The 25,988-nt window shown below is 66.6% G+C and carries 24 protein-coding genes; 10 read left to right on the forward strand and 14 right to left on the reverse strand.

Annotated features, from left to right (window positions below):
- Nucleotides 1-153: 153 nt before the first annotated feature.
- Nucleotides 154-1,041, forward strand: coding sequence for a LysR family transcriptional regulator (locus CSZ94_RS11725; protein WP_102121670.1), 888 nt, complete (start codon nt 154-156; stop codon nt 1,039-1,041).
- Nucleotides 1,042-1,084: 43 nt separating this feature from the next.
- Here the strand turns inward: CSZ94_RS11725 and CSZ94_RS11730 are convergent, their stop codons facing one another.
- The 8 genes from CSZ94_RS11730 to CSZ94_RS11765 are packed head-to-tail and all read right to left on the reverse strand — an operon-like array spanning nt 1,085 to nt 7,206.
- Nucleotides 1,085-2,212, reverse strand: a complete 1,128-nt coding sequence (locus CSZ94_RS11730; RefSeq protein WP_102121671.1) for an acyl-CoA dehydrogenase family protein — start codon at nt 2,210-2,212, stop codon at nt 1,085-1,087.
- A gap of 57 nt (nt 2,213-2,269) precedes the next feature.
- A complete protein-coding gene (locus CSZ94_RS11735) occupies nt 2,270-2,962 on the reverse strand; it encodes a glutathione S-transferase family protein (RefSeq protein WP_102121672.1) in 693 nt (230 codons plus the stop codon).
- A gap of 23 nt (nt 2,963-2,985) precedes the next feature.
- Nucleotides 2,986-3,594 carry a flavoprotein gene (locus tag CSZ94_RS11740; RefSeq protein WP_102121673.1) on the reverse strand — a complete coding sequence of 203 codons (609 nt, stop codon included), beginning with the start codon at nt 3,592-3,594 and terminating at the stop codon, nt 2,986-2,988.
- Between the two features lie 36 nt (nt 3,595-3,630).
- Complete coding sequence (locus CSZ94_RS11745; protein ID WP_258000938.1) at nt 3,631-4,851, reverse strand: MalY/PatB family protein; 1,221 nt, start codon at nt 4,849-4,851, stop codon at nt 3,631-3,633.
- Nucleotides 4,848-5,570, reverse strand: a complete 723-nt coding sequence (locus tag CSZ94_RS11750) for a glutamine amidotransferase (RefSeq protein ID WP_102121674.1) — start codon at nt 5,568-5,570, stop codon at nt 4,848-4,850. The genes CSZ94_RS11745 and CSZ94_RS11750 overlap by 4 nt, the downstream gene beginning before the upstream one ends.
- Nucleotides 5,563-6,261 carry a M23 family metallopeptidase gene (locus CSZ94_RS11755; protein ID WP_219725998.1) on the reverse strand — a complete coding sequence of 233 codons (699 nt, stop codon included), beginning with the start codon at nt 6,259-6,261 and terminating at the stop codon, nt 5,563-5,565. Before CSZ94_RS11755 ends, CSZ94_RS11750 begins: the two co-directional genes overlap by 8 nt.
- Nucleotides 6,258-6,788: a hypothetical protein gene (locus tag CSZ94_RS11760; protein ID WP_102121676.1), complete on the reverse strand. Its 531-nt coding sequence runs from the start codon at nt 6,786-6,788 to the stop codon at nt 6,258-6,260. Before CSZ94_RS11760 ends, CSZ94_RS11755 begins: the two co-directional genes overlap by 4 nt.
- Before the next feature lies 1 nt (nt 6,789).
- Nucleotides 6,790-7,206 (reverse strand): acyl-CoA thioesterase, encoded by a 417-nt coding sequence (locus CSZ94_RS11765; protein ID WP_034783925.1) that lies wholly within the window; start codon nt 7,204-7,206, stop codon nt 6,790-6,792.
- Between the two features lie 273 nt (nt 7,207-7,479).
- Between CSZ94_RS11765 and gshB the strand changes: the two genes are divergently transcribed.
- The 4 genes from gshB to CSZ94_RS11785 all read left to right on the forward strand — a co-directional run bounded on the left by gshB (nt 7,480) and on the right by CSZ94_RS11785 (nt 13,631).
- A complete protein-coding gene (gene gshB / locus CSZ94_RS11770) occupies nt 7,480-8,448 on the forward strand; it encodes a glutathione synthase (RefSeq protein ID WP_102121677.1) in 969 nt (322 codons plus the stop codon).
- Nucleotides 8,445-10,499 (forward strand): phenylacetic acid degradation bifunctional protein PaaZ, encoded by a 2,055-nt coding sequence (gene paaZ / locus CSZ94_RS11775; RefSeq protein ID WP_102121678.1) that lies wholly within the window; start codon nt 8,445-8,447, stop codon nt 10,497-10,499. The genes gshB and paaZ overlap by 4 nt, the downstream gene beginning before the upstream one ends.
- Before the next feature lie 246 nt (nt 10,500-10,745).
- Entirely contained in the window at nt 10,746-12,821 is a 2,076-nt protein-coding gene (locus CSZ94_RS11780) for a TonB-dependent receptor domain-containing protein (protein WP_102121679.1), read from the forward strand.
- Between the two features lie 45 nt (nt 12,822-12,866).
- On the forward strand, nt 12,867-13,631 hold the full coding sequence (locus tag CSZ94_RS11785; protein WP_102121680.1) for an SAM-dependent methyltransferase: 765 nt from the start codon (nt 12,867-12,869) through the stop codon (nt 13,629-13,631).
- Here CSZ94_RS11785 and CSZ94_RS11790 read toward each other — a convergent pair.
- From CSZ94_RS11790 to CSZ94_RS11810, 5 genes are all read right to left on the reverse strand, one after another.
- A complete protein-coding gene (locus tag CSZ94_RS11790) occupies nt 13,628-15,235 on the reverse strand; it encodes an ABC transporter ATP-binding protein (RefSeq protein ID WP_102121681.1) in 1,608 nt (535 codons plus the stop codon). The two genes, CSZ94_RS11785 and CSZ94_RS11790, sit on opposite strands and share 4 nt — an antisense overlap.
- Complete coding sequence (locus CSZ94_RS11795) at nt 15,229-16,014, reverse strand: ABC transporter permease (protein ID WP_102121682.1); 786 nt, start codon at nt 16,012-16,014, stop codon at nt 15,229-15,231. The genes CSZ94_RS11790 and CSZ94_RS11795 overlap by 7 nt, the downstream gene beginning before the upstream one ends.
- Complete coding sequence (locus tag CSZ94_RS11800; RefSeq protein ID WP_102121683.1) at nt 16,011-16,949, reverse strand: ABC transporter permease; 939 nt, start codon at nt 16,947-16,949, stop codon at nt 16,011-16,013. The genes CSZ94_RS11795 and CSZ94_RS11800 overlap by 4 nt, the downstream gene beginning before the upstream one ends.
- A gap of 64 nt (nt 16,950-17,013) precedes the next feature.
- Nucleotides 17,014-18,567 (reverse strand): ABC transporter substrate-binding protein, encoded by a 1,554-nt coding sequence (locus CSZ94_RS11805; protein ID WP_146009789.1) that lies wholly within the window; start codon nt 18,565-18,567, stop codon nt 17,014-17,016.
- Nucleotides 18,568-18,842: 275 nt separating this feature from the next.
- Entirely contained in the window at nt 18,843-20,303 is a 1,461-nt protein-coding gene (locus CSZ94_RS11810; protein WP_102121685.1) for a M20/M25/M40 family metallo-hydrolase, read from the reverse strand.
- A gap of 175 nt (nt 20,304-20,478) precedes the next feature.
- Between CSZ94_RS11810 and CSZ94_RS11815 the strand changes: the two genes are divergently transcribed.
- The 3 genes from CSZ94_RS11815 (at nt 20,479) to CSZ94_RS11825 (ending at nt 22,670) form a co-directional block, all read left to right on the forward strand.
- Nucleotides 20,479-21,009, forward strand: coding sequence for a GNAT family N-acetyltransferase (locus CSZ94_RS11815; RefSeq protein ID WP_102121686.1), 531 nt, complete (start codon nt 20,479-20,481; stop codon nt 21,007-21,009).
- 120 nt (nt 21,010-21,129) lie between these two features.
- Nucleotides 21,130-21,576, forward strand: a complete 447-nt coding sequence (locus CSZ94_RS11820; protein ID WP_102121687.1) for a glycine zipper 2TM domain-containing protein — start codon at nt 21,130-21,132, stop codon at nt 21,574-21,576.
- A gap of 143 nt (nt 21,577-21,719) precedes the next feature.
- Nucleotides 21,720-22,670 (forward strand): PP2C family protein-serine/threonine phosphatase, encoded by a 951-nt coding sequence (locus tag CSZ94_RS11825; protein ID WP_102121688.1) that lies wholly within the window; start codon nt 21,720-21,722, stop codon nt 22,668-22,670.
- On the opposite strand, the gene CSZ94_RS11830 is transcribed toward CSZ94_RS11825, so the two are convergent.
- Entirely contained in the window at nt 22,651-23,070 is a 420-nt protein-coding gene (locus CSZ94_RS11830) for a DUF2177 family protein (RefSeq protein WP_102121689.1), read from the reverse strand. The two genes, CSZ94_RS11825 and CSZ94_RS11830, sit on opposite strands and share 20 nt — an antisense overlap.
- A 348-nt stretch (nt 23,071-23,418) precedes the next feature.
- On the opposite strand from CSZ94_RS11830, the gene CSZ94_RS11835 reads away from it, so the two are divergent.
- Both CSZ94_RS11835 and CSZ94_RS11840 read left to right on the forward strand, forming a co-directional pair.
- Nucleotides 23,419-24,990: an FHA domain-containing protein gene (locus tag CSZ94_RS11835; RefSeq protein WP_258000939.1), complete on the forward strand. Its 1,572-nt coding sequence runs from the start codon at nt 23,419-23,421 to the stop codon at nt 24,988-24,990.
- Nucleotides 24,991-25,389: 399 nt separating this feature from the next.
- Entirely contained in the window at nt 25,390-25,983 is a 594-nt protein-coding gene (locus CSZ94_RS11840) for a metal-dependent hydrolase (RefSeq protein ID WP_102121690.1), read from the forward strand.
- Nucleotides 25,984-25,988: the final 5 nt, after the last annotated feature.

Raw genomic sequence — 25,988 nt, forward strand, 5'->3', positions numbered from 1 at the left:
TCAAGCTCACCGCGCGTCAGGGCGGAGAGATCGGGAGGGGTACGTTTTTTTGCCATGACAGCATGATGAGCCGGTTTGAAAAGGTTTACAACTGTTTTTTGAAACACTGCTCATGCTGAACAGTTACCTTTTAACTTAATGGACCCGCCCCTCATGGAAATCCATCACCTGAAAACCTTCGCCACGGTGGCGCGCGAGGGCAGCATTACGCGCGCATCCGAACGGCTCTTCCTGAGCCAGCCCGCAGTCAGTGCCCATGTCAAGGCGATGGAAGATTATCTCGGCCTGACCTTGTTTGACCGCACGGCGCGCGGCATGAGCCTGACCAGCAGCGGTCAGCGCATCCTGGCCAAGGCCGAACGCACGCTCAACATCCACCGCGAACTGCTCGACGAAGCCAACCACATCAAGGGCCGCCTGGCCGGCAAGCTGCGCATCGGCGTCGGCGGCCAGTCCAACAACGAAGCCATAGGCCGGCTGGTGCGGCGCTTTTCCGAGCACCATCCGGAAGTCGAAGTCTCGCTGGAACACGGCAGTTCCAGCGGCACCCTGAACGGCATCCGCAACGGCACGCTTGACGCGGGTTTCTACAACGAGGCGCGCTCGCCCGACGATGACCTGATGACCATCGAAGTGGCGTGCTTCCCCGTCTACGTGGCGGCGCCGGCCGGCATGCTCGACATCACCCAGCCGCTCGACTGGAACGCACTGGCCGAGCTGCCGTGGATCTTCGCGCCATCGAGCTTGTGCTGCGGCGGCGCCGCCGAGCACCTGTTCAAGACGCGCAATTTCCGTCCGCGCCGCATCATCAGCATCGACCGCGAAAGCGTCACCCGCTCGATGCTGGCCGAGCGCGTGGGCGTCGGCCTGCTGCATGGCGACACGGCGCTGGAAGCGCAGCGCCTCGGGGAAATCGATATTCTGTGCGTGGCCCAGTCCTCCGTGCGCAATCTGTTCGCGCACCTGGCCTCGCGCGCCAGCGAGCCGATGTTCGAGGCGATCAATGATGCGCTGAGCGAATCGGGCATATTGGCGGCCTGAGCCGCCAATATGCCGTGCGAGTGCCACAGCCAGCGCGGGAAACCTAGCCAGCCAGGCGCTGCATCTGATTGAAGATATTTTTGCGGTGCATTTCTTCGGTGCCGCCCACGCTGGCGAAAGCCAGGGCATTTTTCATCAGCTCGGCCACACGGCCGTTGTGATAGCCAAGACTGCCGTACAGCTTGACCAGACTGGTGGCGCTGTTGATCAGGTCTTCGGATCCCACCAGCTTGGCGATGGAACAGCTCATCAACCCTTCCCGCTGGCCTGCCAGCAATTGCGACAGCGCGCCAAACGCCAGCCATCGCGAACGTTCCATGCCGATGCGGATATCGACCAGGCGCCGCTGCACGTACTGGTGGTTGTCGATGCTGCTATTGAAGCTGCTGCGGCTGGCCGCGTAGCGCATCGCCTCGTCCAGGTAGGGCGCGATCAGGTTGGCCGCCGCCAGGCCGTAATACAGGCGTCCCAGCGAAATGGTGTCGATCAGCGTGGCCAAGCCGCGCCCGGGCGCGCCCAGCAGCTGCGAAGGGAGCACGGCCACAGCATCGAAATGCAGGGCGCCGGTGGGCAGGTTGCGGTTGCCCAGCTTGTCGTCCACCAGGCCGGCGCGCAGGCCCGGCGTGCCGCGGTCGACCAGCGCCAGCGCGATGTTGTGCTCTTCCTTGTCCGCCAGCCGGCAGACGATCAGGGCGAAATCCATGATGGGCGCGTGCGCGATATTGTATTTGCCGCCATTGAGCACATAACCGTCTGCCGTGGTGCGCAAGGTACTCTGGATGCTGCGCACGTCCGTGCCCGTGCCCGGCTCGGCAATACCGGTGGCGCTGACGTCGCCGCGCAGGATGGCGCCGAAATAGCGGTCGCGCTGCCCCTCTGTGCCGTGCCGCTCCAGGCCGCGCACCATGCCGGCCTGGGCGATGACCGACAGCAGCAGTTCCGGCGCACCGATGGTGGATGACAGGCCGTCGAGGGCGGCCGTAAAACGCCACCAGTCGCCCGTCGCGTGATCGCTGCCGGGCACGATCATGCGCCACAGGCCGGCATCGCGCAGGCGCTGCCAGCCGTCAAAATCGAAGCCTTCGGCGCGCGCGGCGGCGCCGGCGGCAATGTCGCTGCCGATGCCGGCGTAGCGCTGGCGTATCTCGCCCTGTTGCGGTGTAAACATCATGCTTGGCCTTGTTGATCAGTTAAAGGTGTAAGGGAAGGAAGCGCAGGCGGCCCCGTGTCAGTCCGACAGGATGACGGAGCGCCCGATGGCGCCATGCAGGTCGAGGCAGCGCTCGAACCAGGTGCTGACGGGATCGTCGACCGGCAGCAAGGGCGTCGGCACGGTGATGCGCGCCCATTGCAGCACGCCGAACAGGATGTAGTCGGCAAACAGGGGTTGCGCGCCGCCCAGCCAGGACTGCTTGGCCAGCACGCTGCGCAGCGGTGCGAATTTTTCCGGCAGGGCCGCCAGTTCGATGTGGCGGGTGGCAGAAGCTTCTTCCAGGGTCTTGCCGAAGCGCTTCTCGCGCGCCGCGCGGAAATACGCCTGGTCCGCCGGCGACATCAGCGCATGCATGTCCATGGCGGCGATGGCCGAGACGGGCGGATGGATGACCGTCTGGCTGAAGCTTTCGACGAAACGGGCCATGGCCTGGCCGCCCGGGCCGCCGAACAGGCTGGGCCGGTCCGGATAGGCGCGCTCCAGGTGCACGGCGATTTCAAAGCTGTCGCCCTCGATGTGGCCGTTGTCGTTCAGCACTGGCACGCTCTTGTAGCTGCCGTCCTCGATACCGGCGATTTCGGCGAAGGAGACGGGCCGCACCTCGGCCTGCAATTCCTTGTGCTTGAGTGCCATGATGATCTTCCATACATGGGGCGAATAATGACGGCGCCGGTCGGCGGCGCACAGGCTATACAGGATGATGGACATGCGGTTCTCTCCAGTTGGGAAGGTCAGGCTGCCGCGCCGCTCAGCGCCAGGCGCTGCACGCCGCTGGCGGGGAAGCGTTCGCGCAGCAGCGCCAGCACCTGCTCGGGACTCGGCAGCGAGTGGTGGCCGTGCATGCGCCCGAGCAGCGGATCGAAATGCTCGCGCCAGACGGGGTCGATGATGATGTAGCCGTCCTCGCGCAGCTGCGCCAGATTGCGCTGCACGGCCGGCTTGGCCAGCATCGGCCCGCCCATCACGGGAAACAGCAGCACGGGAAAGGTGGCGGCCAGGATCACGGTGGTCAGGCGGTTGCCGGAAAAACCGTTCGCCACGGCCGCCAGCGTATTCGCCGTGGCGGGCAGCACCAGCAGCAGGTCATGCTCGGCGGCCAGGCGGCCCGGCTTGTCGGTCGGCCAATCCTGCGGCCGCTCGCCGCTGATGACGCGGTCGACGTACAGCGCGATCGATTCCGGCTTGAGGAAGTTGGTGGCATTCGGCGTCATCAGCACGCTCAGCTCGCAATCGAGATGGTCCTTGATGATGCGCAGATAGTTCGGCAGCAAGGTCGAATCGAGCGATCCCGTGACGCCGATGAGGATGCGCGGCTTGTTTTTTTTGATGGGCGTTTCCATGATGTCGTATCCAGGTAGTGGCACGCGTGTGCCGGGTTAAGTGTGTACGGGCAGGCGGCGGCGCTGGTGCACGCGCACCGCCATGACCATGCGGTTGAGGATATCGGCCAGCAGCGGCTGCGAGGTGGCGAAATTGAGGCGCGCACAGTGCGCGGCGCGCGCGTCGAAGACTTCGCCCGGGCTGAGCGCCACGCGCGCATGCTGGAGGAAGAAATCCGCCGCCGGCTGGTCCAGCTCCAGCGCGCCGCAATCGAGCCACAGCAGATACGTCCCCTGCGGCACGTGGAAGCGGACGGACGGCAGCTCGCGGCGCAGGGTCTGCACCGCGTAGTCGCGCATGGCCAGCAGGTGCGCCAGCACGGCGTCGAGCCAGGGCTGGCCGTCGTTCCAGGCCGCCACGGTGGCGTCGATGCCCAGACTGTTGACGGCGCCAGTCAGGCGCGCCGGCAGGCGCGCGTGGAAGCGCTGCTGCAGCTCCAGCGTGCCGAAATGGGCGACGGCGCAGCGCAGGCCGGCGATATTGAAGCTCTTGGTGGCGGAGTTCAGGGTGACGGTGCGCGCGGCTGCCGCCTGCGACAGCGAGGCCAATGGCAGATGGCGCGCGCCCGGGTAGACCAGGTCGGCATGGATTTCGTCGGACACCACAATCAAGGCATGGCGCTCGGCGAAGGCCAGCACGCTCTCCAGCTCCGCGCGGCTCAGCACGCGCCCCGTCGGATTGTGTGGATTGCACAGGATGAGCACGCGCGTGCGGGCATCGACGGCGTGCGCCAGGCGCTCCAGGTCGAGCTGATAGCCGTCGGCAGCGGCGCGCATTTCCAGCGCGATCAGGCGCCGGCCCGTGCCCTCGACCGCCTCGCGGAACGGCGCATAGTGCGGCACTTGCACGATCACGCCGTCGCCCGGGTCGGAAAACGCCATCACCGCGGCAAACGTCGCCTGCACCAGGTCGGGCAGGACCAGCACCTGGTCGGCCTCGGCGTGCCAGCCGTACAAGCGGCGCATGCGCGCGGCGAAGGCGTGCGCCACGGCGCGGTCGGCCTTGCGCCCGTCGCGCAGGGGGTAAGTGAAATCGACGTGCCGCAGCATCTGCGCCAGCGCCGCCTGCACGGCGGGCGCGGTGCCCAGGTCCATGTCGGCCACGCAGGCGGCAAGCACGCCGGGCTGGTACTGGCTCCACTTGAAACTCTGGCGCGCCAGCAACTGCTCCAGGCTCAGCGCCAGGCCCTCCTGCAGGGTAGCGGGCTGGCGACTCATGCTTCGGTAAACACGCGGTTCAGGAAGCCGTTGAACCATGCCCGCAACGCCTTGTCGTGCAACACTCGTCCCTGCAGGTGCTGTTCACCCTGTTGCGCGTTCGGCAGGTGGAAGCGGTGCGCGCCCTTCACTGCCCAGCGGCGCTGCATGGCCAGGGTCAGCTCGGGATGGTACTGGATGCCCCAGGCTTTCTCGCCGTAGCGGAAGGCCTGGTTGCGGTAGGCGTCGCCCTCGGCCAGCAAGATGGCGCCCTTGGGCAGCTCGAAACCCTCCATGTGGAAGTGGTACACCATATCCGGCCACTTGGGCATGATGCTTTGGCCTTCGGCCGTCGGTTTCAGCCGATACCAGCCGATCTCCGTGATGTCGCCCTCGGCCGCCGTCACCTTGCAGCCGAGATTCTTGGCCAGCATCTGCGCGCCCAGGCAGATGCCGAGGTATGGCCGGTTTTCCGCCAGCGGTACGGACAGCCACTCAATCTCGCGGCGGATGTGCGCGTCGCTGTCGTTCGCGCTCATCGGGCCGCCGAACGAGATCACGCCCGCGTGGCCATCGAGGGTGTCGGGCAGCGGATCGCCGCACACGGGACGGCGGATATCGAGTTCAAAGCCCTTGTCGCGCAGCAGTTTGCCGGCGCGACCCGGCGTCGACGCCTCCTGGCGCAATATCGCCAGGATCGGCCGCTTGCGCCCGCGCCGGCCTTGCATCGTTTCACTCATGCTGTTCTCCTTGTATCTTGTTGCGCCGGATGTAAGACTCGACCAGGCTGGCATACGGCGGCACGAACGTCACCAAAGTCTGCTGGCCCACCTTGATGGTGTCCTTGACGTCGAAATGCAGGTGGATCGGCAGCTTGTCGACCCACGTGTTCGAGATCCTGCCGATGCGCGCGCCGCGCGCCACCGGCTGCAGTTCGCGCACGGCCAGGTCGCTGGTATTGAGGTGCACATAGCGGTACAAGGTGCCGGCGGCTGTCTGCAGGGTCACGCTGAAACGCGCGATTTGCACGATGACGCCATCGTCGGCCGCTACGGCCCAGTGAAAGTTGGCGCGGCAAGTGGCCGGGCGCAGGTCTTGTCCCTGATGTCCGCCGGACAGGCAGAACGGCAGGTTATCCTTGCGCAGCTCGCAAAAATTGTCGCGCCACGGATAGGCATAGTTGGCCTCGTCGCAAGAATCGCCTGCCTTGCCGCGCTGGCCGCCCACGCCATAGAAATGCGAACTGGCGTACGCCGCGCCCTGTTCGATGGGAAAGCGCATGTCCGGGTACAGCACCGCGGCGCTGGCCACGCCGCTGCCGCTGCCGGGCAGCAGCGCGCCCGGCGGCAGGAAACGTTCATCGCTGCCTGCCAGTGCGGGCAGCGCCATGGCACTCAGCACGCCCGCCAACAACATCATCTTCATCATCATGGTTTTTCTCCCGCCACGAGCAGCAGCGCGCGCGCCGCGTCGGTCAGATATTGCGGATCGGTGCAGCGCTTGTCCTTCAGCGGCTCGTCGCAGCTCATGCGCAACGTGTAGGCGGCGCCGAAGCGCGTGAAACTGTAGTCCGCGCCGTCGCCTATCGATTCAAAGGCGCCGCCCGCATGTTCGAGCTTCAGGTCACTTGGTGCGAGGAGGTGCGTGGCGCTGCCGAACAGCCCCAGCTTCGCGCCCGCCGGCGCATACAGGGCCGCATAGGCCGTGCCTTGGCCATGGAAACGCGGCGCGCCCCAGTCGCCTTCGGCCGGCAGCAGCAGTACCGGGATCCTGACTTGCGCCAGCCCGGCCGGCGCCGTGGCGCGCAGCGGCCGCAGCGCCGCGTCGGCGTGCGCCTGGCCAGCCGCGGGCCAGTCGATCGGCGTCAGCACGCGCTGTACCGGTTCGCCGGCGCCGGCGGCGCCCGCGAGCATGGCCAGCGTAGCGCCAAGCGCTTGCAGGGATGCCAGGCACGCCATCTTAAAGGCTGCCCTGGTAGGCCAGCACGGTCTGCTTGAACGATTCGGGTACGGGCTGCGTGGCCTGCTTTTCATAGTCGTACATGACGTGCACGGAAATGGCCTTGGCCATCACCACGCCCTGCTCGTCGCCGATGTGCATGATGTGCTCCATTTCAAAGCTCTTGCCGCCGAATTTGGAGACATGGCTGAGCACCAGCACCTTGTCGCCGTACTTGGCCTGGGCGATGTATTCACACGCGGTTTTCACCATAATGTGCGGCAGCTTTTCGCTCTTCGGGATTTCCAGGATGCGGTGCATGTATTCGAGGTAGGCCGTCTGCATGTACTCGTAGTACACGGGGCTGCTGACGTGGCCCATCGAGTCGGTGTCGCGGTAACGGATGTCGAGATTGGTCTTGAAAGAGCGGCGCATCATTGTGTCCTCATGTGGCGGTTATATCCGGTCAGGCCGGCTTGGGTAGTGACATTTCGCCAATGATGCTAAGACCGAACGAGGGTGCCTCACAAGACGCAATAACTGAGGGCGGACGTCCAAATATCTGAGGAGCCGAATGGTGCCTGTTGCGCTACCATCGCTGCAGAAATATTCCAGCGACAAGGACACGACGCCCGGCGCCGCGGATGCTGCGCGCACTGGCGCGACCGACCGTTTTCCTCTCCCCCAGCGTATTGAATGAAAGGCGCACCGATGAAAATCGCGATCTTGGCAGACCGCCTCGAACTGTTGAACATCAAGAAAGATTCGACCTACGCGATGATGCAGGAAGCGGCCGCGCGCGGTCACGCACTGCACGTGTTCGAACAGCAGCATTTGCACTGCGAAGGCGGCGTGGTCAGCGCCCACGCCGCGCACGTGCGACTGGTCGACGACGCCGGCGCGTGGTTCCACCGGGAGGCGGCGGCGACGCTGCCGCTGGCGCAGTTCGACGCGGTCCTGGTGCGCAAGGATCCGCCTTTCGACATGGAATACCTGTACAGCACCTACCTGCTGGAAATGGCGCAGCGCCAGGGCGCACGCGTCTTCAACCGGCCATCGGCCGTGCGCAACCACAACGAGAAACTGGCGATCCTGGAATTTGCGCCGTTCTGCGCGCCGACCCTGGTCAGCCGCGAGCCGTCGCGCCTGCGCGCCTTCCATGCCGAGCACGGCGACGTGATCTTCAAGCCGCTCGACGGCATGGGCGGCGCCGGCATCTTCCGCGTGCGCGAGGACGGCATGAACCTGGGCGCTACCGTGGAAATGCTGACGCGCGACGGCGCCGTCAGCATCATGGCGCAACGCTACATTCCCGCCATCAGCGAGGGCGACAAGCGCATCTTGCTCATCGGCGGCAAGCCGGTGCCGCATGCGCTGGCGCGCTTACCGCAGGCGGGCGAGGTGCGCGGCAACCTGGCTGCCGGCGGCCGCGGCGAAGCGCGCGTGCTGACCGCGCGCGACCGCGAAATCGCCGACACCCTGGCGCCGCTGCTGGCGGCGCGCGGCCTGCTGCTGGTCGGGCTGGACGTGATCGGCGCGCATCTCACCGAAGTCAATGTCACCAGTCCCACCTGCTTTCGCGAAATCATGCAGCAGACGGGTTTCGACGTGGCGGGCATGTTCATCGATGCGCTGGAAACGGCGGCATCTCTCACGCACACGAACGAGGAGCAAGCATGAGCAAGGTAAGCACACTGCAAAGCTGGATAGGCGGACACTGGATGGGCAGCGAAGCGGGCCTGTCGCTGCACAGCGCCATCGACAATTCGCTGATCTATCACACGCATGCCGAATCGGTCGACGCGCAGCAGGCGCTCGACTATGCGCGCCGCACCGGCGTGCCGGCGCTGATGGCGCTCGACTTCCAGCAGCGGGCGGCCTGCCTGCGGGCGCTGGCATCGCACATCCAGCAGCATCGCGAGGAGCTGTACACGATCGCCTACCTGAGCGGCGCCACGCGCGCCGACAGCAAGCAGGATATTTGCGCCGGCATCGGCGTGCTCAATTCCTACGCCGGCATCGCGGCCAGCGGCCTGCCTTCGGGCAATGTGCTGCACGAAGCACCCGCCATGTCGCTATGCCGGCGCGGCGGCGCGGCCGGCACGCACATCATGGTGCCGCGCGGCGGCGTGGCCCTGCACATCAACCCGTTCAACCTGCCCGTCTGGTCGCTGCTGGAAAAATTCGCCGCCAGCTTCCTGGCCGCCATGCCCTGCATCGTCAAACCCGCCACCTGCACCAGTTACCTGGCCGAAGCGCTGGTGCGCCTGATCGACGCTTCCGGCGTGCTGCCGAAAGGCGCGCTGCAGCTGGCCATCGGCCCCGCCGACGCGCTGCTGGCCCGCCTGCAGGACAACGATGCCGTCAGCTTCACGGGTTCGGACGCCACCGCCACGACGTTGCGCAACCACCCCAACCTGCTGGCGCGTTCAGTGCAGGTCAGCCTGGGCGCGGCGTCGCTGAACTGCGCCATCCTGGGACCGGATGTGCGCAGCGGCGAGCCGGAATTTGAGCTGCTGGTCGACGCCATCGTGCGTTCGATGACGGTCAAGGCGGGCCAGGACGGCGCCGCCATCCGCCGCGTGATGGTGCCGCACGGGCAGATCGCAGCGCTGACGGCGCGCCTGCGCGAACGCCTGGCGGCGGTGGTGATCGGCGACCCGGCCCAGGCGGGCGTGCAAATGGGGCCGCTGGCATCACAGGAACAGCGCAGCGAACTTGGCGCCCGCGTGCGCGCCCTGGCCGAGGAAAGCGACATCGTCTGCGGCCAGGTGGATGGCTACGCGCCTTCGGGCGACGGCGTGCGCAATGGCGCCTTTGCCGCGCCCACCCTGCTGCTGTGCCGCGGCGGCGCGCGCAACGACGCCGTGCATGAAATCGAGGCCTTCGGCCCCGTCTGCGCCCTGATGCCGTATGCTGACGTGGAGGAGGCGCTGGCGCTGGCCGCGCGCGGCCGGGGCAGCCTGGCCAGCACCCTGGCCACGCGCGACCCGAAGCTGGCCGCGTATGCCGTGCCGCGCCTGGCTGCCTCGCACGGGCGTGTGCTGGTGCTCGAGCGCGAAGTGGCGGCGGCGGGGACCGACGTGCTGGCGTCGGCGCACCTGAAATATGGCGGTCCTGGCCGCGCCGGCTGCGGCGAGCAGCTGGGCGGCTTGCGCGCCATCTCGCAATACCTGCAACGTTCGGCGCTACAAGGCTCGCCCACCATGCTGACGGCCGTGACGGGCGAATACGTGCGCGGCGCCGCCGTGCGCGAAAGCGTGCAGCATCCGTTCCGCAAGCATTTCGACGAACTGGAAGTGGGTGAATCGCTGCTGACGCACCGGCGCACCGTCTGCGAAGCCGATATCGTGGCCTTCGGCGGCATCTCGGGCGATTATTTCTACATGCATTTCGACGAGATCGCCGCGCGCGATTCGCAGTTCGGCAGGCGCATCGCGCACGGCTATTTCGTGCTGGCCGCCGCTGCTGGCCTGTTCGTGTCCCCGGCGCCGGGTCCCGTGCTGGCCAACTACGGGCTCGACGACCTGCGCTTCGTTGCGCCGGTCGGCATCGGCGACACCATCCGCGCGCGCCTGACGTGCAAGCGCAAGGTCGACCGCCAGCGGCGCGACGACAAAGGCGTCGGCCAGGGCGTCGTGTCGTGGGACGTGCAGGTCACCAACCAGAACAATGAACTGGTGGCCAGCTACGACATCCTGACCCTGGTGGCCAAGCGCGCAGGGCTGTGAGCCGCAGCCCTCAGCTTTCCTGATGGCGCCGCTCAAGAAATACAAATAGCCAACGTTGCCCCCGTCTTTCAGAATGGCGGCTGACGAGATGAAGCCAACCGGGTATTTCAGGGACCGGGAGGGGCGCGACGCGCCACTTCCTGCCCCGGGGACAGCGCTGCTGTAGCAGATTCGACTGACGATGCGCAGGTCTGCGCCTGCGCCCTCCCTTCCCGTAGCTTCCCTTCTGACAAAGACGACCTTCCCATGCGACATGCCGTTCCCCTTGCCCTTCCCCTTGCCCTTGCCCTTTTCCTGCTTGGCGCCAGCGCGCTGCCCATCGCCCCCTCTTTTGCCCAGCAAACGGCGGACACGCCCGCCCAACACGCCAAACAGGCGCCGCCGCTGGCGACCCTGCCCGAAATCAAGCTGATCGACCAATCCGCGCCGGACGCGCCCCTGCCGGGCATCACGCGCATTTCCCGCGAAACCATGCAGCGTCAGCAAGCCATGGACATGGCCGACGTCTTCGCCAGCGAACCTGGCATCAGCGTGGGCGGCGGCGCCAGCAATGCGCAGCGCATCTACCTGCGCGGCTTCGACGGCGCCAACCTGAACATCAGCGTCGACGGCGCCCGCCAAGGGCGCAGCCTGCACCAGCACCGCGGCGACCTGGGCGGCATCGATCCCGACCTGCTGAAACAGGTCGATATCCAGCCCGGCCCCAGCGCCGACGCGGGAGCAGGGGCGCTGGGTGGCAGCATTCGCTTTGAGACCGTCGACGCACAGGACTTGCTGGCGCCTGGCAAGCGCGCCGGCGCCAGCGTGCGCGCAGCGTACGCCAGCGCCGACGCAGCGCGGCGCGGCGCCGTCAGCGTGTATGGCATGCTGGGCGATGCGCTGGACAATAAGCTGGGCTTGCTGGCCCATGTCAGCGCCGTCAACCGCGAAAACTACCGCATCGGCGGCGGTGGCGACGTGCCCAACTCGGCCGGGCATGAGCGCGACTACCTGTTCAAACTGAGCTTGCTGGACCTGGCCGAGCATAGCCTGCGCCTGGGCGCGGCGCGCAACCGCAATGCGGGGCTCTACCTGTTCAGCCGGGTCGGCAGCGACAACGGCTATGCGCCCGCGAACGCCATGCCCAGCTACCAGCGCAGCGAACGCCACACGTATACCCTGGAACACCGCTACCAGCCGGCCGGCAATGCGCTGCTGGACTGGAAATTCAATCTGTACCAGAACGAGAACGAACTGGAAGACGTCAGCCAGGCGCGCAGCGCCAGGACGACGGAACGGGGCGGCAGCGTGCGCAATACGGCAAACCTGGCCTTGGCCGGCACGCAGCACCGCCTGACGGCAGGCGCCGACTTCATGGACGAGGAAGGCATCACCAACGGCGTGCTGGGCGCCGCCATCCTGGGGCCGGGCCGCAAAGCCACGCAGGCGCGCAACCTGGGCCTCTTCGTGCAGGAGCGCATGCGCTGGCAAGCAGTACAGTTGTCGCTGGGTTTGCGCCACGACCGCTACCACACCGCCTTCGGACCGCGCACATTCAAAGGTGGGAAGACGTCGCCGAACGCAGGCGCCGAGCTGGAGCTGGGCGGCGGCGTGGGCGCCTTTGCAAGCTATGGCGAAGCCGTGCGCGCCAGCGGCATCATTCCCATCGGTTTCCTCACCAGCCTGGACAAAAAGAGTAATTTCAACAACGGCAAGCCCTTCAAGCCGGAAACATCCGCCACGCGCGAAGCGGGCCTGAAGTACGAAGGCGCCAATACGCTGTTGGACAGCGACAGCCTGAGCGTACGCCTCAGCTACTTCGACACCCGCATTGCCAACCTGATCGAATGGGCCGGCCAGGGCGTCGTGTATCCCGCGCATATACGCAACATGCCCGAGGCCCTGCGCTCGAAGGGCTGGGAATGGAAGGCGCGCTGGCAGCGGGGCGGCTACGGCACATCCGTGGGCGTGGTGCTGGCCGATACCACGCTGGGCGGCAAGCCGCTGAGCCCGGCGCGCCGCGTGGGTACGGCCCTGGGCGACCGCCTGACGTGGGACAGCCAGTGGCAGGTGCTGCCCGGCCTCACGGCCGGCTATACCCTGAACGCCGTGCGTCGCCTGGACGACGTGCCGAAAGCGGCGCTACAGCGCGCCGGCTATGTGCTGCACGACGTCCAGCTGCAATGGCAGCCGGACGCCTTGCGCGCACTCAGCCTGGCGCTGGCCGTGCGCAATCTGGGCGACAAACACTACACGAGCCACAGTTCGCTCGACGGTGGCGTCGGCAATATCCTGCCGGAGCCGGGACGCGACGTGCGCGTCAGCGCCAGTTACCGTTTTTAAACGCTTCCATCATCCCAATCACCCATCCATAAAGAGAAGAGAACCATGAGCTATACCCCAAAAGAGGCCGCGCGCTGCGGCCTGTACCTCGTCAGCGCCGGCATCGGCGACCCTGACAGCATCACCGTGAAGGCGCAGAAAACACTGCGCGGCGTCGATATCGTGTTCGGCATCCCGCGCCTCCTCGAAGCATTTGCCGAACTGCTCAGCGGCAAGAAGTTGCACAAGGCCGGCCACGGCCTGTTCAGCCCCTTGGCGCGGCGCGATACGCCGGAAGACGAAGTCGACGCCATGGAAAAACAGACGCGCGACATCATCCACGCGGCAGCGGCGGCCGGCAAGACCGTCGCGGTGCTCGACTATGGCGACGCCATGATCTTCGGGCCGCAATCGGGCTACCTGAGCGAGTTCAGCGAACTGAACCCCGTCGTCATCCCTGGCATCTCCTGCTTCAATGCGGCCAATGCGGCGCTGGCCCGCGATGTCACCGGCGGCAAGCACAGCCGTTCCGTGATCCTCGCCGCCTCGGCCGACACGCGCGACGACTACACGGGCAGCGACACGCTGGACAAGCTGGCCGCCACGGGTTCCACCTTGGTCTTCTTTACCATGCGCGCCGACCTGCCCTCGCTGGTCGAACGCCTGGCGCGCCACCTGCCCGGCAGCACGCCGGTCGCCATCGTCGCGCACGCGGGCGCCGACGAGAAACAGGCCGTGTTGCGCGCCACGCTGGAGACGCTACTGGCACGCACGGAGAACGAAAAACCGCCGTTCGAACACCTGGTGTATGTAGGCGATTTCCTCGGCTAGGCCAGGCGCATCCAGGCCACCGGCGCGGCGCCTTCCGGGCCGTCCTGCGGCCCTGGCAACGCCGCGCAGCGGCCATCTTCCAAGCGCACGATGCGGTCCGCCACGTGGCGCGCGACGGACAGATTGTGCGTGATCAGCAGCAGGGCCAGGCCGCGCGCCTCCTGCACGTCGAGCAGCAGCCGCAGCACCTTCGCCTGCACCGAGGCGTCCAGCGCCGCAGTCGGTTCATCGGCCACCAGCACGGCCGGATCGGCGATCAGCGCGCGCGCGATGGCCAGGCGCTGCAATTCCCCACCACTCAAGCTGCGCGCCTGGCGCGCCAGGAAAGCCGGCGTGGCCGGCAGGCGCACGTCGGCCAGCGCCCGCAGCGCCGCCGCGCGGCAGGCGTCCATGCTGCTGCGCGCCGCGATAACGAGCGGCTCGGCTACCGCCTCGAACACGCTGAAGTGGCTGGCCACCGAGGCACTCGCATGCTGCGGCACGTAGGCGATACCCGCCGCCGCGCTGCCGGCCTCGCGATGCGGCGTGCTCACGCTGCCCGAATCGGCCTGCTGCAGGCCGGCGAGGATGCGCGCCAGGGTCGACTTGCCCGCGCCGGATGCGCCCACGATGACCACCGTTTCGCCCGACTGCACCTCCAGGTCCACGCCCGCCAAGACGGCTTGACCGCCCAGGCGCTTGTGCACGCCGCGCGCGGACAGCACGCTGACGATGCCGCCGCGCAGGCAGGCCACGCCCGTGGCATCGAGCGCCGGCGCTTCCTCGCCGCAGCGGGCGATACGCTGGCTGCAGCGGCTGGCGAAGGCGCAGCCGCGCGCACACTCTTCATGCGTGCCGGCGATGCCCTGCAAGTCCTTGCCGTTCTCGCGCGGCCAGGCGCGCAGCAGGCCGCGCGTGTAGGGATGGCGCGGCGCCGCCAGCACCGATGCGGCCGGTCCCGTTTCCACGGCGCAGCCGCCGTACAGCACCAGCACGTCGCCATCGAGCGCGCGCGCCAGCGCCAAGTCGTGCGTCACCACCACCAGTTGGCGCTGCGCCGCTTCGGCGCGCAGGCGCCCCAGCACCAGCGCGCTGGTGGCGGGATCGAGCGCGGACGTCGGTTCGTCCAGCACCAGCAGTGCCGGCGAAGGCGCCAGCGCCGCCGCCAGCAGTACGCGCTGCAGCTGGCCGCCGCTGCATTGCGCCGGGTAGTGCCGGTGCAGGTTTTCGGTCAGGCCCAGCGAGATGAGCAAGGCGCCGGCCGCCAGTTCGGCAGGTCCGCGCCGCATGCCAAGATGCCGCCGCAAAGGCGCCGCCACCTGCGCCAGCAAGGTGTGCTGGGGATTGAGGGCGTCGTGCACGTCTTGCGGCACCAGGCCCGCCTGGCGGCCACGCCAGCGCCGCAGCGCCGCCTCGTCCGCGTCCACCAGTTGCATGCCACCGGCGCGCAAGCTGCCGCTGCCGCGCCCCGGCGCCATGCCGAGCAAGGCGCGCGCCAGGGTGCTTTTGCCGGCGCCCGATTCGCCGATGATCACCAGCGGCACGCCCGGACGCGCCTGGAAGTGCAATTGGCGCAGCAACTGGCGGCCATCCGCCTCGACGCAGAAAGCGGCCGCCGCTAGCATCGCGCGCGCTCGTCGAGGCCCTGGCCCAGCAGCGCCAGCGCAATCAGCAGCATGGCCAGGCACAGCCACGCCGCCAGGATCCAGGCGCGCGCGTCGGGGTGGGCAAGATAGGGCATGGCTTCATTGAGCATGCCGCCCCAGGTCGGGGTACGTGGATCAGCCAGCCCGAGGAAGGCTAGGCCCGCGTAGTGAAACACGGCGCGGCGCACCAGGGCGACGGCTTGCACGGCCAGCAATCCCGCCATGGCCGGCCACACATGGCGGCGCAGCAGGTAGGCGCCCGATGCCGCCGCCAGGCGCGCCGCGTCCAGGCTCTCCTGGCGCCACACCTGGCGCAGGCGCAGGCGCAGCGCGCGAAATTCGGCATCCCAGCCGAATACCGCCAGCATCGCCACCAGGGCCGGCACGCCGGGCTGCATGGCCGAGGCAATGACGATGAAGACCAGCGTCGATGGCAGGGCGCTGAACAGATCGGCCAGCCGCAGCACCAGCGTATCGGCCGCCGGCCAGGCCAGCCCGCACAGCGCCAGCAGCACGGCCAGCGCGATGCTGGCGGCGCTCACGGCCACGCCGATGCTCAGGGTCGGCAGCGCGGCGGCGGCGAGGCGCCGCAGCACGTCGCGGCCCAGGTCATCGGTGCCCAGCCAGTGCATGGCGCCGGGCGGCGCCAGCACGGCATCCATGGCGCCGCCGGACGCCGGCTGCAGCCAGCTGGCGCCGGCCAGCATGAGGGCCAGCACCAGCAGCAGCAGCGTCCCCGCGCGCACGGACGCGTTCATGGCGCGCGCTGCGCGCGCCGCGCCAGGCGGGCGGCCAGTGCATCGGCCAGCAAGTTGATGGCGAACAGCAGCAGCCCCGTCGCCAGTAGCGCGCCGCGCACCAGCGGGTAGTCGTGCTTGACGATGGCGTGCGTCAGCATCAGGTTGATGCCCGGATAGGCGAAGACGGTTTCCGCGTACACGGCGCCCGAGACCAGGCGCGCGGCCACCCCGCCCAGGCGCGACAGCACGACAGCAAGCACGTTGGGCGCCAGGTGGCGGTAGCGCAAGGCGAGCGGTCCCACGCCCTGCGCGCGGGCCAGGTCCATGAAGGTGCGCTGCCGTACACTGACAGCCGTGGCGCGCGCGCTCAGAAACACCCCGGCGGCGGCAGGCAGCGCCATGGCGCACACGGGCAGTACCAGGTGCTGCGCGCGCTCCATCCATACGGCCGCACCCGTCTGCGTGGAAAACGGCGCCATGGCGCCATTGCTGGGCAGCCATTGCAAAGCATAGGCGAACAGCATGACCAGGCCCATCGCCAGGGCGAAAGGCGGGATGCTGTCGAGCGCCAAGGTGGCGGCCGTCAGCACGCGGTCCGCCGCCCTGCCCTGCGCAAACGCGGCCTCGATGCCCAGCACCACACCCAGCAGCAGGGCCAGCGCCAGCGCGCACGCCACCAGCAGCATGGTCCATGGCAGGTGCTGTGCCAGCAAATCCGCCACGGGCATGCCGTGGCGGATGGAATAGCCAAAGTCAAGCCGCGACAGCTGCGCCAGGTGCTCGCAGTACAACTGCCACAGGGGCTGTCCGTCTCCCAGGCCATGGCGCGCCAGCAGGGCGCCGCGTTCGGCCGCATCGAGTTCGATCAGCGCATCCTGTCCCAGGAAGGCCGTGACGGGGTCGCCGGGCATGAGCAGCGGCAGCGCGAAGTCGAGGCTGACGAGCGCCAGCAAGGCCAGCGCATAGCCCGCAGCGCGCCGGCCCAGGAACGTAGAAGCGCTCAGCGTCGGCTCCCGTCTACTGCACGAACATCAGTTTGTTCAGCGGCAGCGAGATGCCGACGGCGATGCCGCCCGGCGTGAACCACGGCCGCAGGCGCGCATTGGCCGCCGTGATCCACTGCGGCGAATACAGGAAAAACGCGGGCAGCTCCTCGGCATAGATGGCCTGGGCGTGGTCGAGCAGCGCGCGCCGTTTGGCCACGTCGACGGTACCGACCTGCTGCAACAGCAGGTCGAGCAGATCGGCGCGCCGGAAGGCATCGCTGAAGGCGCCCTTGCCCGCCGTTTGCCGCAGCATGCTTTCCGGATCGCCATTGCTGCCCTGGCTGACGAGGGCCAGGTCGAAATCGGTCGCGCTGATGCGCGCGCCCAGAATGCCGCTGTCCATGATGCGCACGTTGACTTCCATGCCCAGCTTTTCCAGCTGGCCCGCCAGTTGACTGGCGGGCCGCGCCAGGCTGCGCGCCGCCGCCAGTTCGAGTACCCACGGTTTGCCGCCGCTGTCGCGCAGGCGGCCATCGGGCGCGGCGCGGTAGCCCAGCTCGGCCAGCATGCGGCGCGCTGCCGCAGGATCGTAAGCATACGCATCGAACGGTGCCCCGCTCTGCCAGATGCTGCCCCGCACGAAGCGTCCTGCAGCGACTTCGCCCTGCCCGTTCTCGACCACGCGCAGCAGCTCCTGCCGGTCGATGCCGCGCGCGATGGCCTGGCGCAGGCGCTTGTCGTCAAACGGCGCGCGCGCATGATTGAAGCGCAGCCGCACCGGATGCCCGGAAGGCGCACTGACCACCGTGGCGAAGCGGGCCACCTCGGCGGCCAGCGGCGACGGCAGGCTGCGGATCATGTCCACCTGGCCCCGCTTGAGCGCCCCCACGGCAAGCGAAGGCTGCATGCGCAGGAACAGCACGCTACGCACCCTGGGCGGGCCCAGGTAGTACTGTTCATTTGCAGTAAACAGGTAGCGGCCCGCCGCCTTGTCATACGCACCCAGGCGGTAGGGGCCGCTGCCGACGATATCGGCCTGTTTCACGTGCTGGGGGTCGTCCAGGCGCGCATACACATGCTGCGGCAGGATGGGCACCGAACCGGCCAGCTGCGCGACGAACGGCGCATATACGCGCTTCAGGCGCACCCGCACCCGCCCCTTGCCCAGGTCGTCCACGGCGTCGATGGCGCCCAGGTCAAACAGGGGATGCGGGTACTGGCGCAAATACGCAAAAGTAAACACCACGTCCGCCGCCGTGACGCTCTTGCCGTCATGCCAGCGCGCATCGGGCCGCAAGGTGAAGTCAATGGTACGGTGGTCGGCGCTTTCCCGCCACGCGCTAGCCAGCCCCGGCACCAGCTTGCCGCTGGCATCGCGCCACACGAGGGTGTCGAAAATCAGGCTGGTGAGCGTATAGCCCATGCCGCCGCCAGCATGGGTGTAGGGCGTGGGCAAGCCGAAGTCGCCCTGCTCATCGGCGATGGTACAACGCTCGATGCGCGGCGCAGGCGGCTGCGCGCTGGCACTGGCCAGCGCCAGAGCGCCGGCAAGGAAGAGGGGGGAAAACAAGCGAAGACGGGACACCAGCGTTCCTGACAATCAGAAGAGAGACAAACCCTGGCCGCCATGGCCGGGCGAGTATGCTGCACAAGCTCCCCATATAAATGAGAACTATTTGCAGCTGCATATCTTATGACTGCCGCCCTGGCCAGGCAAATTGTCTTTCCCGAGGGCTGGTATCTGAAAATCTGAGGGTGCAAGGCGCAAGCCCACAGACTGCGACGACGTCGCGTGGATCGATGAACCTTGTCAACACCACGCGGAGCGCACCGGCAAGGCTGCGCCCCGCGCTATGGCACTTACTCGCCCTGCTCCGGCGCGCGCCCGATCTCGCCATCGATATTGGCCAGGAACCAGGCCAGCGACGACATCAGCGCCACGTTGCGCTTCAGGTTTTCCGGGTCGACCTTGTCCAAGGTATCGGCCGGCGTGTGGTGGTAATGGAAGTAGCTGTGGCTGTCGACCAACGGCTCGAAACTGGGCACGCCGCCCGTTTCCAGGCGGTGTAAATCGCCCGTGCCCAGCGCGTCGCGGCGCGTGAACGCGTGCGCGCCCATCGGCTGCAGGGCGGCGCGCAGGGGCGCAAACAGCTTTTCCGACTTCGGCCCCACGCTGGCGAGGATGCCGAACGGGCGACCGGCGCCGCTGTCCATCTCGATGGCCGCATATTGCTTGCCGAGCGCCTGCTTGTGGGCGTCGAAATACGCCTGGCCGCCGCGCCCGCCGTTTTCCTCGTTCATCCAGGCGATCACGCGGATGGTGCGGCGCGGGCGGTAGTCGAGCCTTTTCAGGGTTTCCAGCACGCCCATGGCCGCCACAACGCCGGCGCCGTCGTCGTGCGCACCCGTGGCCAGGTCCCAGGAGTCGAGGTGGCCCGATACCAGCACCACTTCATCGGCCTTGTCCGTGCCCGGCCAGTCGGCGATCACGTTGTAGCTGTCGGCGTCGGGCAGGTTTTGCGGCGTCAACGTCAGGTGCATTTTCATCGGGCCGCGCGCGGCCAGGCGGGCGATCAGCAAGGCGTCTTCCACCGTGACGGCGGCGGCGGGAATGCGCTTGTTATCATCCAGGCCCGTGGCGCCCGCGTGCGGGATGCGGAAGTTCGCGCCGCCAATCGAGCGCACCAGCGCGGCAGCCGCGCCCAGGTCGGCCGCCGCCTTGGGACCCAGGAAGCGCGAGCGCGAACCCTGACCGTAAGTCACGCCGGCCAGACCCCGCTCGGCCATCTCCTGGTCGAACGGCGTGTCGATCAGCACGATGGCGCCCTTCACTTGCGCCGCGCGCGCCTTGAGTTCTTCCAGGCTCTTGACGATGATGAGGGGTGCCGTCAGGCCCGCAGCCGGGGTGGCGCCCGAGCCGCCCAGGGCGGTCAGCACCACGCGCTGCGACACGCCCTGCGGACGGCCCGCGTAGTCGACGATTTCCGCCGTTTCCACGCCGCGCACCCAGTGCGGCACTTTCACGGGCTGCAAGGTGACGGTGGCGCCCAGCTGGCGCATGGCCTCGGCCACCTGCTGCACGGCCGCCGCCGCGCCAGCGGAGCCGGACAAGCGCGGGCCGATCAAATCGGTCATATCGGCCAGGCGGGCATACGCCCAGTCGCTTTGCAGCGCCGTGTCGCGCACCTGCGCCAGCGCTTGCGGCGCATTGCCTGGCGCGGCCGCAAAGGCGCCGGCGCTGACGGTGCAGCCAAGGGCGATGGCAATGGCGATGGACAAAGAGGAAGGGCGCAGCGGCGCGCCAGTCAGGATGGTATGCATGTGATGTCAGTTCCAGTCAACAAGGTCGAAGCGGGTACGCCGTGGCCAGGGGGCAGGGCGAGGTTTTATACGATAGCGTATTTATTCTGTCATTGCAGCAACTTTTACGCGATCGATTGCCTGTTTACGCCAGAGTCGATTACCATCAAGATCGTGATCGCTACCGGAAACCGCCATGCTCAAGGGAACCCTCTGTACTGTCCGGCATTTGCAGGCCGCCGACCTGAATACCTACATTTCCCTCGTCAATGACCTGCCCTCGCGCGGCGATTTTTTCTCGATGCAATTCAAGTCGCCTGAGGCCATGAGGCGCGACTTCCTGCAATCGGGCTTTGTCACCGAGGACAGCGAATTATTCCTCATCGAAGATCATGCCCAGCACATCATCGGCACGATCACGCACTTCAAGAGCCGCACGCCGGCCTCGCGCGAGATCGGTTACCGCCTGTTCGACCGGCAGCGGGACGGACAGGGCTACATCAGCGAAGCGACACGCCTGGTGATCGACTACCTGTTCAAGGCCTATGCGTATCACCGGCTGGAACTGCTGATGGACCCGCTGAACATCGGCTCCGAGCGCATCGCGCAAAAGAACGGTTTTACCGAGGAAGGTTTGATGCGCCAGGCCTTTTTCATCAACGGCGTGATGCGCGATGTCAAAATGTACAGCCTGCTGCGTCCCGAATGGCAGGCGCGGGCGCGCTGACTTGTTACCATCGGGGCAGGAATGTAAGAAGTTGTATTAGACGTGGAACAAGCTTGTGACAGCAGATATAGTCCAGTGCATGCAGATCATCGTGATCTCGCCGGAATGGAAGGAAATGCCATGTTGAACAAGAAACTCCTGGGTGCGGTAATGGTAGCGGCAGTGGCTGTTTCTTCGGCCGCAGTTGCCGGTGACCGCGACTTCAATACCGTTGCAGGCGCCGTCGTCGGAGCGGCCATTGGCAACAGCACCGGCGGCCGCAACGGCGCTATCGTCGGTGGCGTGCTTGGCGCCGCCGTCGGCAACAGCATCAGTACGAATGACCGTTATTATGACCGTGGCGGCTATCGCGGCGGCTATCGTGAAACGTATTATCAGCCCGCGCCACAGCCCGTCTACTACCAGCCTGCGCCGCAGCCTGTGTATTACGCGCCGCCACCGCGCTATTACGGCCCGCCGGCTGTCGTCTACGTGCAACCGGGCCGCGGCTATTACCGCGACCATGGCCGCCGCGACTACTATGACCGCGGCCGCGAGCATGGCCACGGTTGGGGCCATCGCCGTTAAGCACCGCCCTGCACCATAGAAAACCTGCGCCAGCCTGCTGCCGCAGGTTTTTTTGCGCGAAAAGCACGGTATCACCGACGCACAATTTCGGCTAAGCTGTGTCCTACGATTAACATAGCTGGCCGCCTGGACCGCTCCAACCGATGCATTTACTCAAAGACGCGCTAGACTTCGGCCCCTGGCTCGATGCCGCCGCCGGCAGCAGCGTGGGCGCCGGCTCCGTGCCGCGGCGCGAGAACCAGGATAACTTCCTGCTGATCGATGCCAGCGGCCACGCCGTCTGCCTGTCGCAGCAGGCGCCGTTGCACTGCCAGGTACCTGGCTGGCCGCCCGGCCATGTGCGCGCCGCCGTGCTCGACGGCATGGGTGGCCATGGCCAGGGGCGCGAGGCGGCGGAAGCAGCCGTGCAAGGCTTGCTGGCAGTACCCGCCTGCATCGACACGGCCAGCCTGGCAGCCAGGCTCGACGCCTTGCACACGCGCTTGCAAGACCGTTTCGCCAGCGATGCGCCAGCCCAGGCGCGTCCGCCCGGCACCACCCTGACCTTGCTGGAAGTGCCACCCGGCGAAGCGCCGCTGCTGTATCACGTGGGCGATTCGCGCCTGTATGAACTGGTCGACGGCGCGGCCAGCATCCTGACCGTCGACCACGTGCCGGCCACCGTGTACGCCATGCGCGGCGCGCTCGACGAAACGCGCTGGCGCGCCGCCGTGCATGGCGAGCACCATCCGCAAATCTCGCAGGCATTTATTTTAGGCAACGCCATCAACGACAACTTGCAGCTCGACAAGCCCCTGCGCGGCCTCGATGCATCCACCTTGCCGCCCTTTCTGGCGCACCTGGGCGACCGCCGCGTGCTGCGCGTGCGGCCCGGCGCCCACTATCTGCTGGCCAGCGACGGCTTCTGGGCCTGCGGGGATCCGCTGGCCCTCACGGGCCGCTGGCCCGCCTTGTGCGCAGGCAAGACTGCGGCACAGGCTGTCAGCGCCCTGTTTGACGACTTCCTCTCCCACCCGCCAAAGGGCTTGCACAGCGATAACATTACCTTGCTGGTGCTGCGCTTCGATGCGGCGTTCACCGGCCCAGGCGACTAGCTGCCAGATAACCGGCCGTCGCCGACACGGCCGACAGCACGCTGCCCCAGGCCATGTCGATCACCGTCAAGTCCAGCGGCCAGTCACGCAAGGTCGCATAGTTACTCAAATCATAAGTGCCATAGGCAAGCAGCCCCAGCAATGCGCCCAGTGCTGCCGCCGTGCGCCCGCGGCGCGCGCGTAGTCCGGGCAGGATGGCGAAGACCAGCAGTCCCGTCACGTACAGCAAATAAAACAGCGTGGCCGGTGCCCAGCGGGGCGTGGCCGCCAGCAGCGGCCCCAGCGCCGCGGCGTACACGGGCTGCATCAGCACCGCCAGCCACAGGGCATCGAGGGCCAGAAACACACACAAGGTGGCGCCATAGGCTATGGCAAGCTGAAGCGGGCGTTGGGCAGGCATGGTGATCTCTCTGAGTCAGGCGGCGTTGGAGGGAACGGCTGTGCCAGCATAATGCAAAAACGCCGCCAGGCTCGCATCGCGGTCCTAAAAATACCCAGCCTGCACGCACGCGCATCGATGGGAAAGAAATGCCATGCAATATCAAAATAACATATCCAGAAAGATATAATATGTGTTTTTGAGCAATAGTTTCCATGATACACATGCGGAGATGTGACCAGGGACATGAATTTGGGCAAAAAGAGCGCATTCCGGCGCCGTGAAAGTTGCCAAGCAGGCGCAAAAGCGCGTAAGCTCTCATGTAGAACAGAGGGCAAAATGTCCCCGCTCGATTCGAGTCAGAATGTCATGAAAAAATGCAGCAACCCGGAGCACCCGCACTGTACGTTCTGGGTCTTGCCTGGGGATACAGTCTGCGCGGGCAACCACCCGCAAGCGATGACTGCCCCCAGCAGCTACGACCTGTTGACCGCACTGCGCAGCGCCCGTTCCGAGCCATCGGTAACGGCGCTTCCGCACGCCCCGGCCCATGACGCTGTGTTTCATGCCGTGAGCAGCCCTGTGCCGGTCTCCGCCGCACCACGGACGTTCACGCCAGCCCCCGTTGCGCCGCCAACGGCTCCCCCGGCCTACCAGCCCGTGCAAGCGCATCTGCACATCAGCGGCTTCGATCCCCGCGCGGCAGGCGGACGGCAAACCCTGAAAATGGAATTGCGTGGCATGAGCGCCGCCTGCGCGCCGCAGCTGACCTTGCGCCTGCGCTCGGACCTGATTCCCCGCGGCCATGTGCAGCATGATTTCGTGCGCACCACGCGCGGCGACTGGCGGCCCGTGTTTGTCGATTTTTCCTCGCGCAACAAGGAACACGGGCAATACCAGATCGACGTGGAAGTGCACAGCCACCTCGATGGCGCCGTGGCGCAGAAATGGGTATGCACCTTCGTCATCCTGGTGCCGCGCCGCGACGCCACCCTGACGGAAATCCACCAGATATTCCTCAGCACGCACAAAAACGTGCGCGTGATGGCCGACGACGCTTCGATCGCCCGCGTGACGGGTGGCGACGGCTGCAACCTCGACGTGACGGCGCGCAATGCCGGCATTGCCCACGTGGATTTATCTGCGCCGCAAGGCAAGATCGACATGGGTTTTACCACCATTGCCTGGGATGAAGAGCTGATCGAAGTCGACCTGCCCGCCGCCAGCCACTGCCATCCGCACCCCAGCCAGGCGGCCTGCCTCGTCAATGCGGCGCCGGAAGCGGGCGAACAGCGCCAGATCCGCCTGTTCGCGCTGGAAGAATGCATGCTGGGCCGCTTCGAACTGGTGGACCCGGAAGCCGACGTGCTGCTCAGCCATTTCAGTCCCGACGGCCAGGACAACAATGGCTTGACGCGCCGCCTGTCGGGCCGCCATGCCATCATCCGGCGCGGCCAGCAAGGTTTTGAAATCGAGGATGTGTCGCGCTATGGCATGCTGCTCGACGGCGTATGGCCCGGCAAGCACAAGCCCGTCGCGCTGCGCCTGGGCATGCGCATCGAATTGTCTGCCAGCATCAAGGGCATCGTCGTGCTCAGCGTCACGGCCCTGCTCGCGCACGGCGTGATCCTGCACCGCATCGACCACGGCGCGCGCGCCGAATGCTTTTACCTGCTGCTGCCCGACACCCAGCCCACGCCGGCAAGCCACCTTGCCACGCCGCAGGCAAGCTGCCTTCCCGTGCTCTTCCACCGCAACGGCGGCTTCTGGCACCTCGATACCGCCAGTGGCAAGGAAACAGCGCTGGCACCCGTCACTGCGCTCGACAAGCTCAGCGGCTTCGCGCGGCACAAGCGCTTCGCCAGCGAACCGTATCCGGAATGCTGGATCATCCGCACCGAAGGCGCAGCGCTGTGCGACAACACCATGCAAACCGCATAGTAACACTGTTGTAAATCTGCAGTTATCGGCAAGGTACTAGCGGGGCACCAGTACAAGAAAAATCATCGACAGCCCCAGAATGAACACCGCTTCCAGCGTCAACACGATGGCGGGTATCTGCAATTCGCGCGGGATTTTCATGGCGACACCTCCTCACATCAAGCTACTGCTTTCAGCATAGCGCGCCCTGCGCCAATTACATTATCAACCGCATAACATGCTTGACCGCCCTGCATGAGTTGCCGAGTTCGCTGGCAAGGCTGAGGCGACACACAATTTAACAAATTATCGCCAGATATTCTGCAAATTGCACCCCTCCACGCCCTTGCATACTGTATATTCATCCAGTTAATATCCCTCGCATTTCACACAGCGCCCGCATGGCGTTTTACATTTTCTATGGCTTCCAACAAAGCGCATCATGCGACCGGTTGGGCTGCTGGCGTGATCGCCGCAGCCCTGGTCGCACACGCTGGCGCCGGTGGCCCCTATCAAGTGCTGAGCATGCTCGCCTTTGTCATGGGGGCGCTGGGCGGCACGGCGCCGGACTGGCTGGAGGTGGCCTGGTGGGCGCGCACGCACCGGCTGTGGATCACGCACCGCACCTGGACCCACTGGGGCCTGGCCTGGATCGGCCTGCTCGTCTACACCTACCTGCAATTGCCGCACCATCTGTGGGCGCCGCCCCTGTTCGGCTTTGCCGCTGGCGGCATCATGCATTTGCTGGCCGACTGGCCCAATCCGCTGGGCGTGCCGTGGATTTTCCGCCGCCACTCGCTGCGCTGGTGGAAAAGCGGCCGCCACGACATCATCGTCATCCTCGCCGCCTGGCTGGCCGCCACCGTCGTGGCCGACCACGTGTTTTTCGATGGCATCCACCTGCGGCGCACCCTGCTGGCGCTCGACAGCCTGCTGCACTGGTCGGCCGGCGCACTCCAGACGGCCTGGGCGGATCTGCAACAGTGGCAGGAGCGCTGGCGCCTGGGTAGCTGACGCCA

Source organism: Janthinobacterium sp. ROICE36 (assembly GCF_002869965.1).
In the GTDB taxonomy this organism is placed as follows: Bacteria; Pseudomonadota; Gammaproteobacteria; order Burkholderiales; family Burkholderiaceae_D; genus Janthinobacterium.